Genomic DNA, 15,569 nt, shown 5'->3' with positions numbered 1-15,569 from the left:
GGCGGCTATATCCTCGGAAACCAGTAGATCAGCAGATAGAGCGGGATCCAGGTGACGATCACGAAATACCAGTAGAAGGCGTTGTCGTGCACGTCGCTGAAGCGCTTGCCGTGGCCATGACGGGTGAACATCAGGACGGCCAGCACGATCGTGTCGCCGGCATCGGTGATGACATGAGCCGCATGGAGGCCAAGGATGAACCAGACGGTCGAGGCATAGCCGTTGGCGTCCCAGCTAAACGGCAGGTTCCAGAACTCGTAGAAGCGGATGCCGATGATCACGAGCGCCACCAGCGTCATGATCACCAGGAGGACGCGCACGCGCGGCAGGTCCTCCTCCTTGCCGGCCTTTGCCGCGAGGGCGTTCGGCCACCAGGATGCGAGCAGGGCCAGGAGGGCCAGCGTGCCGGGCCAATGGCTGGGTGCTGGCAGGCCCGGGGGCGGCTGGGGAGCCACGAACCAGAGATAGAGATACATGCCGATGGCGAGCACGAAGCCCATGCCTTCCACGGCGAACAGGCCGAGCGTCCCCCACCACATCGGGCTGACCGGGCCGAAGCCGTAGGTCGGCAGCCGGGAAACGTCCTCGACCGGATGGGTCCTCACTGCTCGTCCTCCTTGTCGCCCTTGGGCCAGAACCAGCAGGTGACGGGAATGGCGATGAGCGCCGAGCCCCAGACGGCCGCCCAGGGCGTGAAGATGGAGGCGACGAAGGCGATCGTGATGGCGATCGCGGTGATGAGCGGCCAGATCGACGGCTCCGGCGAGGATTCGCGCAACTGGGCGCGTGCGTCGGTCAGGGCCGTGACCACGACTTCCCGGTTGTCCACGCTCAAGCCGGTCGCGACCGGCAGGCTGTCCCGGTCCGCCCATAGCGGCTCGCGGCTGGTGACGACCGGCGTGCGGTCGAAATTGTGCGGGAGCGGCGGCGAGGCCGTCGCCCATTCCAGCGTGCCGGCTTCCCAGGGATTGTCGCCGGCCAACGAGCCGTAGCGCCAGCTCTTGGCGACGTTCCAGGCGAACAGGGCGAAGCTCGCGAACAGCACGAGGCTGCCGGCCGAGACCAGGAGGTTGAGGTGCGTCCAGGGCAGGTCCGGCTGGTAGGTGTAGATGCGCCGGGGCATCCCCTGCAGGCCCAGGATGTGCATGGGAAAGAAGGTGACGTTGAAGCCGACGAAGGCCAGCCAGAAGTGCCAGGCACCCAGGCGCTCGGACAGCATCCGGCCGGTGATCTTGGGGAACCAGTAGTAGATGGCGCCGAGCAGCGGAAAGACGGCCCCGCCGATCAGCACGTAGTGGAAGTGCGCCACGACGAAGTAGGTGTCGTGGACCTGGGTATCGAGCGGGACCGAGGCGACCATGACCCCCGTCATGCCGCCCAGCACGAAGATGAAGAAGAATCCCAGCACGAACAGCATGGGCGTGCGCAGGACCACCCGACCGGTGGCCATGGTGGCGATCCAGCAGAAGATCTGGATGCCCGCGGGCACGGCGATCAGCATGCTGGAAGCGGTGAAGAAGCTCGCACCAAGCTGCGGGATGCCCGTCACGAACATGTGGTGCACCCACAGGCCGAACGAGAGGAAGCCGATGGCGAAGAGCGAGAGCACCACGCCCATGTAGCCGAACACCGGCCGCCGGCTGAAGGTTTCCACGATCATCGACACCATGCCGGCACCGGGCAGGAAGATGATGTAGACCTCGGGATGGCCGAAGAACCAGAACAGGTGCTGCCAGAGCAGCGCGTTGCCGCCATTGTCCGGGTTGAAGAACTGGGTGCTGACCAGCCGGTCCAGGATCAGCGAAGTGGAGGCCACCATGATGGCCGGCATGGCGAACAGGATCAGGAAGGAGACCACCAGCATCGCCCAGACGAGGACCGGCATGCGGTCGAGCGACATGCCGGGTGCCCGCTGCTTGAAGATCGTCACGATCACGCTGATCGCCACGAGGATGGCGGACAGCTCGGTGAAGGTGATCATCTGCGCCCAGACATCGGTGCGCTTGGTCGGCGAGTATTCGAGGCTGGACAGGGGCACGTAGGCGAACCAGCCGACGTCCGGCGCCACGTTCACCAGGAAGGCCAGCCACAGGAACGTGCCGCCGAACAGGTAGACCCAGTAGCTGAGCGCGTTCAGGCGGGGGAAGGCGATGTTGCGCGTGCCGACCATGAGCGGGACCAGGTAGACCGCCATGGTCTCCATGACCGGCACGGCGAACAGGAACATCATGGTCGAGCCGTGCATGGTGAAGATCTGGTTGTACAGATCCGGCCCGATCAGGTCGTTCTCGGGCGCACTGAGCTGCAGGCGGATCGCCATGGACAACAGGCCGCCCAGGAACAGGAAGGTGAAGGCGGTGACGATGAAGCGCTTGCCGATCACCTTGTGGTCGACGGTGGTGAGCTGGCCCAGGAGGCCCGGCCCGGTCCCCCAGGTCTTCGCCAGGCGCGCCTGCAGCTCCGGGCCGTCCAGGTCGCCATCACGGACATCCTCGTCGGCGATGCTTTCGCTCAACGAAGGCCCTCCAGATAGGCCGCCAGCGCGTTCAGCTGGTCCGGTTCGAGCGGGACGGCCGGCATGTGGACGCCGGGCTTGATGCCGTGCGGGTCGGCGATCCAGGCGGCCAGCGATCCGCGGGTGAGCGGCAGGGTCGCCGCGGCCAGCTGGAGCCGGCTGCCGATGTGGGTGAGGTCGGGTCCTTCCCGGCTGATGGCAGGCGTGCCGCGGATCGTGTGGCACATGATGCAGGCCTGCTGGAGGAACACCTCCTGGCCCTTCTGTCGCTCGGGCTCGGCCGGCACTTGCGCGGGGCGGCGCTGCTGCTCCTGCCAGGCCTGGAAGGCGGCCTCGTCCTCGACCACCACGATCAGGCCCATATGGGCGTGCTGGAGGCCGCAGAACTCGGCGCACTGGCCGCGATAGATCCCAGCTTGTGTGGCGGTGAAGGTCAGCTCGTTGGTCTGGCTGGGGATGAGGTCCTGCTTGCCGATCAGGTTCGGCACCCAGAAGGAGTGGATGACGTCGTCGCTTTCAAGCGCGATCCTGACCGGCACGCCCAGGGGAACATGGATCTCGTTGGCGGTCGTGAAGGATTCCGGAGTTCCGTCGGTTCCGTAGTTGAACTCCCACCACCACTGGTAGCCGACCGCCCGGATGGTTACGGCGCCCTCGCTCGCAGCGTAGAGCCGGCGCTGCACGACGAAGCTGAGCCCGGTCAGGACCAGCACGACCAGGACCGTCAGCACGGCCAGGGCCGTCACGATCACGACGCTGCGCTGCTCCCTCGGGGCCGACGTGGGCGGCGGCAGGAGGGTGTCGGCGCGGCGCCTGAGCACGGTCAGGCCCACAGCTGCCAGCACGGCCAGCCAGATGGCGCCGAGGAGGCCGGTAAAGCTCCAGATCAGCCAGGCAAGCTCGGACGCGCCGGGTCCCTTGGGATCGAGCGCCGACTGCCATCCGCCGCCGCAACCGGACAGGAGAAAGGACAGCAGGAGCGCAATGCAGCCTGCGCATCGCTTCATGGACGGCGCATCATGGCGCGCCGCGCAGAACATGCCCGCTCACGCGGCTCTCCCGTTGCCGTTTCCGGCAGGGTAGCTAGCGCACCGTCATCATGCCAGCGCTCAGCTTTCCTGGGCCGGCGCCGGACCGCGGGTTGTGTCCAGGCCCTGCACCGGCTCCAGCCGGACGGGCACGTTCTCCCCGGCGGAGCGGTAGATCGCCTCCATCAGGAGATGGTCCTGCAGTCCTTCCTCGCCCGGCGTGTGCGGCATCCGGTCCTCCAGGACGCACTGCGCCATGTGGTCGATCTCGAGCGCGAACTGATTCTTCTGGCCCAGGCGGCGTTCCTCGATGCCCTCGGCCTCGCCGGCACGCCGGGCAAGCTGAAGGCGCTGGCCCTCGTAGGCGAAGGCACGCTGCAGGTCGATCGAGCCCTTCTCGCCATGGACCCGCAGGTCCTTGTTCTCATGGGCACCATAGGACGTGGCACAGTTCGCGATCACGCCGGAAGGGAAGCGGAGCGTGAACGAGACGGTCTCCTCGACCTCGGCATAGCGCTCGTCGCCAGGTGGAGTGAAGATGCGTCCCTGCACCTCCACCGGCTCCTCGCCGGTGAGGTAGCGCGCCGCGTTCAGGCAGTAGATGCCGATGTCGGGCAGGGCGCCGCCGCCGGTCAGCGCCTTGCGAAAGCGCCACTGGTTGCCCGGACCCATCGTCTGGGTGTTGGTCGCCTCGATGAAGCGCAGGCCGCCCAGCTCGCCGCCGCGCACCATCTCGATGGCGGCACGGTTGTTCGGCTCGTACTGGCAGCGATAGGCCACCATCAGCTTGACCCTGGCCCGCCTGCACCCCTCGATCATGTCGCGGGCCTCGGCGGAGTTGTTCGCCATGGGCTTCTCGGTCAGCACGTGCTTGCCGGCGTTGGCGGCGCGCAGGGTGAAATCACGGTGCAGGCCGTTGGGGACGACGACATACACGACCTGGACGTCCGGGTTGTCCTTGATCCGGTCGAACGAGTCGTAGTCGTAGATGGCGTCGGGATCGATGCCGTACTGCGCGGCCACGGCCGCCGCCTTGTCAGGCGTGCCGGAAACAAGGGGGACGGGCCTGGCACGCTTGCATTCGGCGAACGCCGGCAGGAGTTCCTCAAGGGACAGGCGCCCTAGGCCGACGATGGCGAAACCGACGCGCTCTTCCGGTGGAAGAGGTGCCGGCGGGGGCGGTGAGGGCCGATCCGACTGGCCGCGCCAGTTCGGGAAGGTGACCTTGCCGTTCTCGACCTTGCCGATGTCGACCGGTGTCGGGCCGGGAAGCTGGGCGTGCGCCGTGCCGCTCAGCGCGGTCCCCACGAGACCCAGCCCGCCGACGGCGATCAGGCTGCGCCGGCCCAGGCACAAATCGTCACGAAATGTCATTGGAGCGGGTCCTTCTGCGTCGAGCGGATCTCAAGCCCGGAGGAGGCTGCGGGACGGCTCCTCGGCCAGCGCCTTTTGCAGCTCCTCGCGCCCGGGCGTGCCGGCCTCGAGCGCCTTTTCGAGGTTCTTCACGTAGTTCTCCCGGCGCTTGGGCGGGAGGAACGGCTCGTTCGGATCAATCACCGCCTCGACCAAAGCGGGGCCGGGATGGGCCAGCGCCTCGTCGAGCGTCAGGCCGCAGGCGTCCGGATCCTCCACCCGGAACGAGCGGATGCCGAAGCCCTCGGCGACCTTCGCGAAGTCGATCGGCGTCAGGTCGCACTCATACTCCGGGTTGCCCAGGAACTGCATCTGCTCCCACTTGATCTGGCCCAGCGTGTTGTTCTTCACGACCACGATCTTGATCGGCAGCCGGTAGCGCACGACCGTGGCAAGCTCGCCCAGCAGCATGGCGAGGCCGCCGTCGCCGACGAAGGCGACGACCTGACGGCCGGGGAAGGCCAGGGCGGCGGCGACGGCATAGGGGATGCCGCAGGCCATCGTGGCCAGGAGGCCCGAGCCGAAGAACTCCTGGCCGGGCCTGGCTTCCACGTAGCGGGCGAGGAGACCGGTATTGTGCCCGCTGTCCCAGGCGACGATGGCATCGTCGGCCAGGCGGTCGCCGAGGTCGCGGGCGATACGGCCAGGCTTCATCGGCGCACCCGGCCGCTCCACCGACGAGCGCAGCAGTTCCCGCCACTCGGCCATCCCCGCCTGCGCCTGTTCCAGGAAGCTGCGATCGTCCTTGCGGGCGAGCCTGGCGTTCAGCAGTTCCAGCGCGGCGCGGGCATCGCCGGCCAAGCCGACCTCGACTGGAAAGCGCAGACCGATGCGGGTGGGGTCACGGTCGATCTGCACGCCGCGGGCCTGGCCGGGCTTGGGATAGTATTCGATATAGGGAAAGGTCGAGCCCACGATCAGCAGCGTGTCGCAGTTCTCCAGCGCGTCCTGGGACGGCCGGGTGCCCAGCAGCCCGACCCCGCCCGTGGTGAGCGGGTGGCTGTCGGGCACGACCGACTTGCCGAGCAGCGCCTTGATGATTGGAGCGCCGAGAAGGTCCGCCGTGCGCAGGAGCTCCTCCTTGGCACCCTTGGCGCCCTGTCCGGCCAGGATCGCGATGCGCTGGCCGCCGTTCAGGATGGCGGCCGCGCGCTCGATGTCCTCGGGATGGGGAACGCGCAGCTCGTCGGCGCGAGCGAAGCTCGTGTGGTGGCCGACATTGCGGGGCGAGGGCTCGACCGAGTCTTCGGAATCCTCCTGCACATCCACGGCGATCGCGACATGGGCCACGCCGCGACCGGCGAGCGCGGTGCGGCAGGCCAGCGCCACGACATTCTCGACATGGGCCGGGCTCATGATCCGCGCGGTGTAGAGCGCCACGTCCTGGAACAGCTTGGTGTGGTCGATGTCCTGCTGCGTGCCGGTATCGACCAGGTCGTGATAGGGCAGGCCGGTCACGGCGATCACGGGCGCGCCGTCGAAGGCGGCGTCATAGAGGCCGTTCAGCAGGTGGACTCCGCCGGGACCGGTGGTGGCCAGGCAGCAGCCCAGCCGCCCGGTGATCTTGGCGTGGGCGCAGGCCATGAGTGCTGCCGACTCCTCGTGGCGCACCTGAATGAAGCGGATCCTGCCCTGGTGGTGGCGGATCGACTCCATGATGCCGTTGATGCCGTCACCGGGCATGCCGAAGATCGTGTCGACGCCCCAGGCGATCAGGCTGTCGATCAGGATGTCGGCGCCATTGCGAGAGGACATGGACGGTTTCCCTGCGATGCCGGTCCATACGAACCGTGTGATGTCGCGACGCCCGGTCGAACGGAAGCTGGCTCACCAGGACTGGCGATCGGACGGCAAGTTTCCCTGAAAGCCGAATGGCGTGCGCAAGTTCCGAACGGTGGCGTCGGTACGCTCTTGGCAGTCCGGCTCCGACGAACATGTCGGCTGCAATTGAGCATGTATTTACATTTGTTGCAGAAGAAAGGTATAAATCACTAATATATTGTGTGAAAGTACCTGGTTATATGGTTTCGTGATCACGACGATCGACAAGTTTTCTTCAGAATAGTTGGGATAGTTCGACAATGCTCGCCGAGACATGGGCCGTGGCGTGAAGTGAACTTGGAGTCAACTGCGCGAATTGTACTCGCACGATAAGAAGGTGGAACTTCAAAGGCGAGAAGTCGGCACTCTTCTCGCCTGGACGGCGCAATAGCCCGTTAATCTCGGATTCTGCATCCAAACTGCCGAAAATTTGAGGCAGTTCCTTTTTGCAAGGAATTCCGGGGCTTTGCAGGATGTCAAAGTGGAAAATGTGCGCGCGGTGTCTCACCAGCGATGCCCATCGGTCGGATGAACATTAATTCATCTTGCATGTTATAATGAACAAGAGCGTGTTTCTGTGCAACTTCCGGAAAGGGGGACGGGTAGATCCCGTCGGCGGAATGGGTGAGATACGCGATGCCTTTTCTTCGGGAAGTTGCACGTGCCAGTGCACGCCTGGCCATCATGGCCGGCTTGGTGGCCTCGACGGTAACCCTAAGTGTCGACCTCGCGCGGGCCTATGATTCGCTTGAGGAGCGGGTGCAGTTGCGCCGAAACGGCCCGCGAGGTCTAGAGTACATACCAACTTCGACATCCGAAGGCTCGGCGGGCTCGGCAAAGTCGATCAGGGTCGAGCCATCGGTCAAGATCAGCATTCATGGAGACCCGCTCGACAACGCGTACTCCAGCCTCCTGCCGCTCGATTTCAACGGCAACGGCACGTCCGAGTACGTCATCTGGAACGGCCACAAGATCATGCGGGTCTATGGCCGGGCCGGGAACAAGGTCTGGGAGCTTTCCAACCCGACGGGACGGCGGTTGACGTCCAACATCTACATTCACCGCGACCAGGGGGCGGTCCTCGACCTGAACGGCAACGGCAAGGAGGACATCCTCCACTGCTGGCAGTCGGGTTCGACCAAGAAGCTGGTGGCCCGCGATGGCGCCTCCGGCAAGGAGATCAGGTCGGTCACCCTGTCCGGCCAGGGCGTGAGCTCCGGAACCCAGTACTGCCGGATCTCGGTCTACAAGAAAGAGTCGGACAAGAAGCCGATCATCCTGGTGGCTCACAGCCAGTCAACGAACGGCGCCTGCGGGGGCAGGAACTACACGGACAACTGGGCCAGGGTCGTTGCCTATGACACCAACCTCAACATGCTCTGGTCCACCAATACATGCGACGCCGGGCATCTGACGGCTGGCGTGGACGAGGACAAGGACGGCTACTTCGATTACGTGTTCGTCGGCAAGTACTCGCTCGACTTCAACGGGAAGATACGCTGCAGCCTCGAAGGCTGGGACAGCAGCGACCATGTGGACGCGATCCGCATCGCGCGGATGGATCCGAGCAAGTCCGACCTGCACGCCATGGCGATCGGACGGACCGGCGGCGGCATGTTCGATGCCGACAATTGCAATCGCGTCTGGAGCGTGCCGGTCAGCAATCCGCAGGAAATGGCAGTCTTCCAGATGGACGCTGCACCGGCTCCGCTCTCGATGATGGTCACTGCCCGCGGCGGCAGCTCGAACTCGATCGTCACTTCCATCATCAACAGCAAGGGGCAGAAGCTCCGCACGATCAACAAGCGCATCATGCCCATGCAGAACGCCCAGCTCGACGGCTACCGCCGCAACGACGAGATCGTCGGCGTGTTCGGCGAAGTCTTCAACGGCGCGGGCGAGTCGCTCATGTCGAAGGGCTGGTACTGGAACCTGAAGGGCACCAACGTCAACGAGAAGAGCACCACCAACAACTACGACAAGTGGGTGGCCTATCCGCTGCTGTTCGACATGGACAATGATGGCGAGGACGAGATGGTCACCTGGGGCCAGAGCCTGATCGTCGAAGGCGAGTTCAAGTAGGCTGAGCTCGTTCACCCACGCCTCCCGGGTGAACGCCATGGTCCGGCCCGACGCTCCCCCCGAGCGTCGGGCCGGACTCGTTTCTTGCCCGACTTGCATTTTCCCCGGCCGGCCTGTCCAATATCAACCAAGACGAGCCGGACCGTGCCGCATGAAGCCAGCAGATGCCATCGAACGCGCCGCTACCCTGGACGACGCCCAGGCGATGACCCGGCTGGTCGACATGGCTGGCGAGGGCCTGCCATTCTATCTTTGGAGCAGGATGGCCGGTCCCGGCGAAGATCCGTGGGAGATCGGCCGGCAGCGGGCCCGGCGGGAGAGCGGCGGCTTTTCCTACCGCAACACCACGATCCTGGAGCGCGCGGGCCGGATCATCGCGGGAATGATCGGCTATCCCCTGCCGGACGAGCCGCCGTCCCTGGATCTGGCGGGCATCCCGCCCATGTTCGTGCCGCTCGAGGAACTGGAGCAGCAGGCACCGGCGACCTGGTATGTGAACGTGCTGGCGGTGGTGCCGGAAGAGCGGCGGTGCGGCCATGGGCGCCGGCTGCTGGCGGTCGCCGAGCAAAAGGCGCGGGCCTCGTCGCGGCGGGGCATGAGCATCATCGTGTCCGATGCCAACGACAAGGCGCGGCAGCTCTACGAATCGTGCGGCTATCGCGAAGCGGGCAGGCGGGCGATGGTCAAGGAGGACTGGGCGAACCCTGGGCAGCACTGGGTACTTCTAACGAAGGCACTGTGATTTCGGAGCCTTCGCCATCCGGCGACGTTCAAGCCGCAAGGTACCCACGGAGTCATCATGTTCGACTGGATCACGCAGCTGGTGCAGCAGACCGGCTATGCCGGCATCGCGTTCCTGATGCTTCTCGAGAACGTCTTCCCGCCGATCCCCTCCGAGCTGATCATGCCGCTGGCAGGATTCAGTGCGTCACGCGGCCAGCTCAACATCGTGGGCGTGATCGCCGCCGGCACGTTCGGCTCGGTGCTGGGTGCACTGTTCTGGTACTATGTCGGCAAGTGGGTCGGCGTGGAGCGGCTGAAGGCATGGGCCGGCGAGCATGGCCGCTGGTTCACCATCTCGCCCGACGAGGTCGACCAGGCCAACGGCTGGTTCGAGCGACATGCAGGGCTGGCGGTACTGATCGGCCGGCTCGTTCCGGCCGTGCGCAGCCTGATCTCGGTGCCGGCCGGGATCGCGAACATGTCGCTGCCGGCCTTCCTCGCCTATTCCACGCTCGGCACGGGCGCCTGGGCAGGTCTGCTCGCGGGTGCGGGCTACCTGCTGGGCGGGCAGTACGAGAAGGTGGAAGCCTGGCTGAACCCGGTCTCCAACGTGATCTTCGCCGCGATCGTGCTGCTCTACATCTACCGCGTCGTCACGTTCCGGCCGCAGAAGGCGCGCTGACGGGATGAACCTCGACCGCCTGCGCCGACTGCCCAGGCCGGATCTCTGGAGCAGGCTCGGCCGTCACGAGTTCCTGCTGCTGAGCGGCTTCTGTGCCGTGGCAGCGATCCTGCTCTCGTTCGGCATGCTGGCCGAAGAGGTGGTCGAGGGCGAATCCCTCAGGCTCGACCGGGCCATCCTGCTCGCCCTGCGCAACCCCGCCGACCTCGCCGATCCCATCGGCCCCGAATGGCTCGAGCAGGCGGCGCGCGACATCACCGCCCTTGGCGGGCTCACCGTCCTCACGCTCGTCGTGCTCGGCACGATCGGCTTTCTCGTCATGATCCACCGGCGCCGCATGGCGTTGCTGGTGATCGTGTCGGCAGGCGTCGGGACGGCGCTCTCCTTCCTGCTCAAGATCTTCTTCGAGCGCTCCCGCCCGGACCTGGTCCCGCACGAGGTGGCCGTGCACACGGCGAGCTTCCCCAGCAGCCACGCCATGATGTCGGCGATGATCTACCTGACGCTCGGTGCCCTGCTGGCGCGTGTGCAGCCGCGTCGGCGGGTGAAGGCCTACATCCTGATGGTGGCGGCCGTTGTCGCCGTGCTGATCGGGTGCAGCCGGGTCTATCTCGGCGTTCACTGGCCGACCGACGTCCTGGCCGGCTGGTTCGTAGGCTCCGCCTGGGCGATGCTGTGCGGCATGGTCGCCTGGTGGCTGCAGCAGCGCGCCGTGATCAGGGTGGCGCCGGGCGAGGACGGTAGACTGGCGGCTCACGACCTGCATTGATCCAGATCACTGACCGGACGTTGCACGCAGTGCATCGTGATCCGGACAGAATGATTGGGATGATGGAGATGAGGATTGCTCGGCCACCCAACGTGCCGGTGGCCAGGCGGCAGGTGATCGCCGGTGGCCTGGGACTGATCCTCGCCGGCCAGACGGGCCATCTGGGCGCGCAGACCGAGGGCATCGGCCACGTGCTGAGCCTGCGTGGCGAGGTGTTCGTCGAGATCGGGCAGACACAGCGTCCCCTTGCGGTACGAGCGCCGCTTCATCTCGGCGACCTGATCGTGACGGGTGCCGGTGCGCGCGTCCGGGTCCGGCTCGGCCGCCGGACCATCCTGGCATTGGGCGAGAATGCGCGGCTGCGGATCGACCGGCAGGTGCTGGCCGACGGCAGCGGCGACTACGACCTCCAGGCGGGCCCGCTGCTGCTCGAGCATGACAATGACGGTCCAAGCGTGCGCGCCACGGTGCGCAGCTCCTACGGCCTTATCGCCGTGCGCGGCACCCGCTTCTTCGCCGGACCCAGCAATGCGGTATTCGGCGTCTTTGTCGCAGAGGGCCGTGTTTCCGTCCAGGGCGGCGGCCGCACGGTGCTGCTGGATGCAGGCGAGGGCACCAACATCTCGCGTCCCGGCGATCGGCCGTCCGATCCGGCACCTTGGGGCGACGCACGGATCAGGGCGGCGCTCGCCAGCGTGACGTGAACCGGTTTCCGGGGGGATGGGCATCAGGATCGACAAGGCGCCGGCCCTGGCCGGGCTCGGTGCGATGGTGGCAGTGGTGGTGGTCCACCTCCTGGTCTCGCCATTCTGGCGTGCCCCCGTCCTCGATCGGCTCCTCAGGGCCGATTCGTGGCTGACGCCGGTCACGGACCTGCCGCAGGCCTTCGACATCGTCGTGATCGACATCGACCGGACGTCGTTGGACGCGATCGGACCATGGCCCTGGCCGCGCACGACCATGGCGCGGCTGGTGGACGGCGTGGCCGGAGCGGGGCCGGCAGCGATCGGGACCGACATCCTGTTCGCGGACGCTGACCAGCGGTCGCCCGCAGCCTTGGCCCGCCAACTGGCCGGGATCACCGGCCGGACCGAGCTGGCCGAGCTGGCCGCAACACTGCCTGATGGCGATGCGCTGATGAGCGAGGCGGTCGCCATGGTGCCAGCGGCGCTGGGCTTCGTGCTCGACCCGGAAAGCGACAGCACGCTGCCGGGACCGGCCTTCCTGACCGTCGGCAGTCCGACCCTTGACGGGCTCTGGCGGGGCAGCGGCGCCATAGGCCCGACGCCGATATTGCTGGATGCAGCTTCCGGACTGGGTTCGCTGTCCCTGCCCAGCGACGTGGACGGGGTCGTCCGGCAGGTCCCGCTCCTCGTCGCCGCGGGCCCGGTCGTCCTGCCGGGCCTTGCCCTGGAAACGCTGCGCCTGGCGTTCGGCTCGCATGTCTATCGCCTGAGCGGCGACGAGAGGGGCAGGGCGATCCTGGACGTGGGGGCGAGGCAGCTGAGGTTGCCGCCCGGCGGACTGCTGCGCATCCTGCCCGACCCGCCGGGCAGCGCGGACATCGTGACCATCCCGGCGGCGGACATCCTTGCCGGCCGGTCGTCCGGCCTGCAGGGCAGCATCGTGCTGATCGGCGGCTCGGCGCCAGAGCTGGGCGGCCTGCGGGCGGTGCCCGGCAACCCCCTGTTCCCTTCGGTGAAGATCCAGGCCCATGCGGTCGCGCAGCTGATGAGCGGGCGGATCGTCGAGGACCCCCCGACCCGTCGCTGGATCGAGCCGCTGGGCATGGCCCTGCTAGCCACCCTCGCCATCGCGCTGGCGCTGGGGCTGGGACCGGTTGCCGGGCTGGTGGGCGTGATCGTGCTGTGCCTGGCATGGAGCGGCGGAGCGCTGCTGCTGCTTCATCGGGGCGATCATCTGATCGATCCGGCTGGTCCGGCGATCGGTGCGATCCTGGTGTTCGCCACGACTGCGTTCACCTCGTTCGTCGCCACGCGGATCCGCGAGCAGCGGCTGCGCCAGAGCTTCGAGCAGCGGCTCCATCCGGCGGTCGTGGAGCGGCTGGTGCGCAGGCCGGGCGGGTTGAAGCTCGCCGGCGAACGCCGGGTCGCGACCATCCTGATCACCGACCTCGAGGACTTCACCGGCCTGACCCACCGGGCCGAGCCGCAGATGCTGATCTCCCTGCTGGACCGCTACCTGGACGGCATCAGCCGGATCGTCATCGACCATGGCGGGATGGTGGACAAGCTGGTGGGCGATGCGGTGCACGCGATCTTCAATGCGCCTGCCGACCTGCCCGGCCACGAGGCGAAGGCGGTGGAGGCCGCGATCGCGGTGCAACGATGGACCGAAAAGTTCAGACGGGAAGCGGCCGTTTCGGTGGGGCCGTTCGGGCGCACGCGGGTCGGCGTGGAGACGGGGGAGGTGATCGTCGGTGACGTCGGGGCCGGCACCCGGCTCGACTACACCGCCTATGGCGACGCCGTGAACATGGCGGTGCGGCTCGAAGGCAAGAACAAGGACCTGGGCACGTCGGTAATCATAGGGCCGGTGGCTGCGTCGGCCCTCCCGAAGGGCAGGCTGCGGCCACTGGGCGCGCACCTGATCCGCGGCCAGCTGAAGCCGGTGGAACTCTTCACCCTGCCCGCGGAGACCGCCGACGCTCAGAGGGCCGTGTAGCCGCCGTCGATCATGATGTTGTCGCCAGTGATCAGGTCCGAGGCGGAGGAGGCCAGGAACAGGATCAGGTCGGCGACCTCGATCGGCTTGCCGGTACGCCCCAGCGGGACCTTCGCGACGAACGGGTCGTAGCGGGCCGGGTCGCTCCAGAACTTCTCGCCCATGGGCGTCATGATGACGGTCGGGCAGACCGCGTTGGCCTGGATGTTGTAGCGCGACCATTCGGCCGCCATCACCTTGGTCATCGCGTTCAGACCGGCCTTGGACGCGGCATAGGTGGCATGGTCGACCAGCGCGATCACGCCGGTCTGCGAGCTGACATTGATGATCTTGCCGCGGCGCTGCGCGATCATGCCGGGGGCCAGCATCTGCGCCATCAGGAGAGGGGCGCGCAGGTTGATGGCCATCACCTTGTCGAAGCTCTCCATGCTGGCTTCGAGCAGGCTCTCGACCAGGCCGATCGCCGCGTTGTTCACGAGGATGTCGATGGTGCCCCAGGCGTCCAGCGCGTTCTGGGCAGCCGCACGGGTCTCCTCGATCGAGGACAGGTCGGCCTCGATGACGAGGCAGCGCCTGCCTTTCGCCTCGACCGCGGCCTTGGTCTCGGCGAGCCCGGAGGGATCACGCGCCACGGCCACGATGTCGGCGCCGGCATCGGCCAGCACACGGCAGGTCTCCGCACCGATGCCCTTGCTTGCGCCGGTAACCAGCGCCTTGCGGTTCGTGACCGAAAAGCGTTCGACGAATTCCGACATGGTCCCGCTCCCCTGGGCCGATCATTGTTCTCCGGGTCGGCCGTGGCAGGCTCGTGCACCCGACCGGGTACCGTCAACCGCTGGTCGGCTCGTCAGGACCGCGCCACCTCGTCCGCCATCTTGGCACCGCGCTGGCCCATGCTGCGGTCGGGGCCCGTCGTGGAGTCATGCTCGACCTGGTGCTCCATCTCCGCATTGAGCTCGGCACCCACGAGGACGACGATCGCGGAGATCCAGATCCAGGTCATGAAGCCGATCACGGCACCGAGCGAGCCATAGGTGGCGTCGTAATTGCCGAAGCGGCTGACATACCAGGAGAACAGGATGGAGCCGACCAGCCAGACGATCGCCGCCAGGGTGCTGCCGGGGGTGACCCAGCGCCATTCGGCCTTCTCGCGGCTGGGGCCATAGCGGTACAGGACCGCCAGCAGGGCGACGATCATCACGAGCAGGATCGGCCAGCGGGCCAGGCGGATCAGGAGGTCGCCGACCTGACCCAGTCCGACGAAGTTCAGGATGATCGGCAGGCCCACCACCGCGAACAGGGCGACGATGACGAAGACCATCGCGCAGAGCGTGAAGGCCAGCGTGCAAAGGGTCAGCCAGATGAAGGAACGCTTCTCCTTCTCCTCGTAGACGATGTTCAAGGCATCGAACATCGCCTTTGTGCCCTGGTTGGACGACCAAAGCGCCGTGAGGATACCGAGGGCCGCGCCGAAGCTCAGTGCCCCGCTTTGCGTACTGGCCAGGCCCTGGACCTGCTGCGTCAGCAGGTCCATGCCGCCGCCGGGAATGATGCCCTCGAGGGCGGACAGGTGCTGGGTGACCGTATCCGGATTGGCGACCAGCCCGTAGAGCGACACCAAGGCCGCGAGGCCGGGAAAGATCGACAGGAGGCCGAAGAAGGTGACGGCGGCGGCTTCGGTCAGCAGGCGATCTTCGGAGGTCTGCGACACCACGCGCTTGGTGATCTGCCACCACCCACGTGCCGGGATCTGTTGAGGGGACGCAGCCTCGCGGCCGGGCGCGCGATCCTTGCCTGCCTGGGAATCGTCATAGGTCTTCGCCGCCATGAAGTCGCAGCCCCCGTCCGCAG

General features: G+C 66.7%; 13 protein-coding genes. 6 read left to right on the top strand and 7 right to left on the bottom strand.

Going from position 1 to position 15,569, the window contains the following annotated elements; genetic code table 11:
- Nucleotides 1-5: 5 nt before the first annotated feature.
- From VHL31_RS21830 to VHL31_RS21810, 5 genes are all read right to left on the bottom strand, one after another.
- Nucleotides 6-605 (bottom strand): cytochrome c oxidase subunit 3, encoded by a 600-nt coding sequence (locus VHL31_RS21830; RefSeq protein WP_329663354.1) that lies wholly within the window; start codon nt 603-605, stop codon nt 6-8.
- Complete coding sequence (gene ctaD / locus VHL31_RS21825; RefSeq protein ID WP_329663353.1) at nt 602-2,515, bottom strand: cytochrome c oxidase subunit I; 1,914 nt, start codon at nt 2,513-2,515, stop codon at nt 602-604. Before ctaD ends, VHL31_RS21830 begins: the two co-directional genes overlap by 4 nt.
- On the bottom strand, nt 2,512-3,522 hold the full coding sequence (gene coxB, locus VHL31_RS21820) for a cytochrome c oxidase subunit II (protein ID WP_329663352.1): 1,011 nt from the start codon (nt 3,520-3,522) through the stop codon (nt 2,512-2,514). The genes ctaD and coxB overlap by 4 nt, the downstream gene beginning before the upstream one ends.
- A gap of 102 nt (nt 3,523-3,624) precedes the next feature.
- Nucleotides 3,625-4,917, bottom strand: coding sequence for a Gfo/Idh/MocA family oxidoreductase (locus VHL31_RS21815; protein ID WP_329663351.1), 1,293 nt, complete (start codon nt 4,915-4,917; stop codon nt 3,625-3,627).
- A 30-nt stretch (nt 4,918-4,947) separates the two neighbouring features.
- The gene (locus VHL31_RS21810) at nt 4,948-6,711 is read right to left on the bottom strand and encodes a thiamine pyrophosphate-dependent enzyme (protein WP_329663350.1); all 1,764 of its coding nucleotides are present in this window, start codon (nt 6,709-6,711) and stop codon (nt 4,948-4,950) included.
- A 702-nt stretch (nt 6,712-7,413) separates the two neighbouring features.
- Here VHL31_RS21810 and VHL31_RS21805 point away from each other — a divergent pair.
- The 6 genes from VHL31_RS21805 to VHL31_RS21780 all read left to right on the top strand — a co-directional run bounded on the left by VHL31_RS21805 (nt 7,414) and on the right by VHL31_RS21780 (nt 13,718).
- On the top strand, nt 7,414-8,859 hold the full coding sequence (locus tag VHL31_RS21805) for a hypothetical protein (RefSeq protein ID WP_329663349.1): 1,446 nt from the start codon (nt 7,414-7,416) through the stop codon (nt 8,857-8,859).
- Nucleotides 8,860-9,010: 151 nt separating this feature from the next.
- The gene (locus VHL31_RS21800; RefSeq protein WP_329663348.1) at nt 9,011-9,601 is read left to right on the top strand and encodes a GNAT family N-acetyltransferase; all 591 of its coding nucleotides are present in this window, start codon (nt 9,011-9,013) and stop codon (nt 9,599-9,601) included.
- Nucleotides 9,602-9,658: 57 nt separating this feature from the next.
- Complete coding sequence (locus tag VHL31_RS21795) at nt 9,659-10,264, top strand: DedA family protein (RefSeq protein WP_329663347.1); 606 nt, start codon at nt 9,659-9,661, stop codon at nt 10,262-10,264.
- Between the two features lie 4 nt (nt 10,265-10,268).
- The gene (locus tag VHL31_RS21790; protein ID WP_329663346.1) at nt 10,269-11,033 is read left to right on the top strand and encodes a phosphatase PAP2 family protein; all 765 of its coding nucleotides are present in this window, start codon (nt 10,269-10,271) and stop codon (nt 11,031-11,033) included.
- A gap of 68 nt (nt 11,034-11,101) precedes the next feature.
- The gene (locus tag VHL31_RS21785; protein WP_329663345.1) at nt 11,102-11,737 is read left to right on the top strand and encodes a FecR family protein; all 636 of its coding nucleotides are present in this window, start codon (nt 11,102-11,104) and stop codon (nt 11,735-11,737) included.
- 16 nt (nt 11,738-11,753) lie between these two features.
- Nucleotides 11,754-13,718 carry an adenylate/guanylate cyclase domain-containing protein gene (locus VHL31_RS21780; RefSeq protein ID WP_329663344.1) on the top strand — a complete coding sequence of 655 codons (1,965 nt, stop codon included), beginning with the start codon at nt 11,754-11,756 and terminating at the stop codon, nt 13,716-13,718.
- Here VHL31_RS21780 and VHL31_RS21775 read toward each other — a convergent pair.
- Nucleotides 13,703-14,473 (bottom strand): SDR family oxidoreductase, encoded by a 771-nt coding sequence (locus VHL31_RS21775; RefSeq protein WP_329663343.1) that lies wholly within the window; start codon nt 14,471-14,473, stop codon nt 13,703-13,705. The two genes, VHL31_RS21780 and VHL31_RS21775, sit on opposite strands and share 16 nt — an antisense overlap.
- 92 nt (nt 14,474-14,565) lie before the next feature.
- Nucleotides 14,566-15,546 carry a YihY/virulence factor BrkB family protein gene (locus tag VHL31_RS21770; protein WP_329663342.1) on the bottom strand — a complete coding sequence of 327 codons (981 nt, stop codon included), beginning with the start codon at nt 15,544-15,546 and terminating at the stop codon, nt 14,566-14,568.
- Nucleotides 15,547-15,569 lie beyond the last annotated feature (23 nt).

Origin of the sequence: Geminicoccus sp. (genome assembly GCF_036263595.1) — a bacterium.
Classification (GTDB): Bacteria; Pseudomonadota; Alphaproteobacteria; order Geminicoccales; family Geminicoccaceae; genus Geminicoccus.
This window is presented reverse-complemented; position numbering and strand designations above follow the sequence as displayed.